Raw genomic sequence first — 1747 nt, forward strand, 5'->3', positions numbered from 1 at the left:
TGTAGCCCGGATGAGCGTAGTCTCCACCGACGCTGGCGATGAACCCGGATGTCGCTGCGCTCATCCGGGCTACGCGATTGGCCTCCTGGTTTCGGCGTAGGGTGGGAAAAGCGGCGCCGCAGGCGGCGCGTGCCCACCGGCGGTGGCGGCGGGTCGGGCGGTGGGCACGGCGCGGGAGAGAGCGCGGCTCGCCACGCTGTGCGAGGCGCGCCTTTGCCCACCCGACGTGTCAGCCCTCATATTGCAGCACGTGCAGGCCGGCGTTCCAGTCGGTCGCATACATCAGGCCGTCCCGGGTGACGAACACGTCGGCGGTCTTGGCGGCGAGCGACACGTTGGGCCGGGGATCGATCAGCCTGGCCGGCGCCGGCGGCAGCCAGGACGCGATCTCCTTCGGCGCGAACTGGTTGCGGATGTCGAACACGCGCACGCCGCCGGCATTGTAGGTGGCGAAGATCGTGTCCTCGCTCTGCATCGAGCCGGGCCGGTTCTCATGCAGATTGTGCGGGCCGAACGTGCCGGGCGCGGCGCAATAGTCGCGGTCGGCCGGCACCGGAAGCGTCGCGATCGTCACCGGATTCTCCGGCACGCGGACGTCGACCACGAAGATCTGGAACAGGCCCTTGGCGCATTTCTCGGCATTGGCCTCGTCGGCGACGATGGCGAGGTTGCGCCCGGGCAGCGGCAGCGGCGTATGCGTGCCGCCGGGGAAGGGCGGCGACCAGTTCAGATGCGACAACAGTTTCGGCGCCGCGGGATCGGACACGTCGTGGATGGTGAAGCCGCCGTCGCGCCAGGCGCCGTAGCCGAGCTTGCCTGCGACGATCATGTGATGCAGCGCGTAGCGCTTGCCCTTGGGCGCGGTCGAGACCTCGCCGGCGGCGCGGTTCATGCCGGGCAGCCACCATTTCGAGACGATGACCGGCCTGGTGATCTCGTTGAGATCGACGATGCACAGGCAGTGGTCGGTGAAGCCGTCGAAATGCGCCGAGACATAGGCGTAGCGGCCGCCCATCCAGGACAGCCGGTTGATGCCGAGCCCGGGCATTTCGAGGAACGCGATCTCGCGCATCTCGCCGGGCTTCGAGATGTCGTGGATGGAGAGGCCGCTGCGGAACGGCTTGCGCTTGGTGATGCTGTCGGACAGCGTGGTTTCGAAATAGCCGCGCTGGTCGGAGTAGGACTGCATCGCGACGATGTTGGCGCCGTTGGCGAGCAGCAGCAGATCGTCCGAGGTCTGCAGGTGGTGCGTGCGGGTGTATTGCCCCGCGGTGAAGAAGTTCACCGGCTTGACATTGCGCGGATCGCTGGCGTCCAGGATGGTGACGCCGTCGCTGAACATGTGGCCGACATAGAGGTGGTTGCGGTGCGCCATGATCTGGACGCTGTCCGGCCGTCCGCCCATGTCGCTGTAGGAGAGGTGCCTGATGCCGCGCCCGATCCCCTCCGGCGGCACCGCCGGCGCGTCGGCCGCCCGCGCCACCCCGCCGATCCCGGCCATCGCGGCCACTCCCAACAGCCCCTGCAGATGCGCGCGACGGCTCAACCCCGGCATGATGATGTCCCCCCATGTGATTTGTTTTGCCGGGAGGCTAGCACGCGCGGCGCCGGGGGCAAGGGCGGGGCGCAAGCACACCAGCGAGCCGTCAAGTGGGAAAAGCGACGCCGCGAGCCGGCGCGTGCCCACCATTGTCATCACCGGCGACCGACGTCCCAACTCTCTCCGCCGGTCATTCCGGGCGCGCGC

At 68.5% G+C, this 1747-nt stretch carries 1 protein-coding gene; it reads right to left on the minus strand.

Going from position 1 to position 1747, the window contains the following annotated elements; genetic code table 11:
- Positions 1-229: 229 nt before the first annotated feature.
- Entirely contained in the window at positions 230-1555 is a 1326-nt protein-coding gene (locus tag BRAS3809_RS29975; protein ID WP_008965770.1) for an LVIVD repeat-containing protein, read from the minus strand.
- Between the last annotated feature and the right edge of the window lie 192 nt (positions 1556-1747).

The sequence above is a fragment of the Bradyrhizobium sp. STM 3809 genome (assembly GCF_000239795.1).
GTDB lineage: Bacteria > Pseudomonadota > Alphaproteobacteria > Rhizobiales > Xanthobacteraceae > Bradyrhizobium.

Bases quoted from the DNA above. Each gene is read 5' to 3' on its own strand.
- BRAS3809_RS29975 (WP_008965770.1), bottom strand. From the start codon at position 1,555: ATGCCGGGGTTGAGCCGTCGCGCGCATCTGCAGGGGCTGTTGGGAGTG.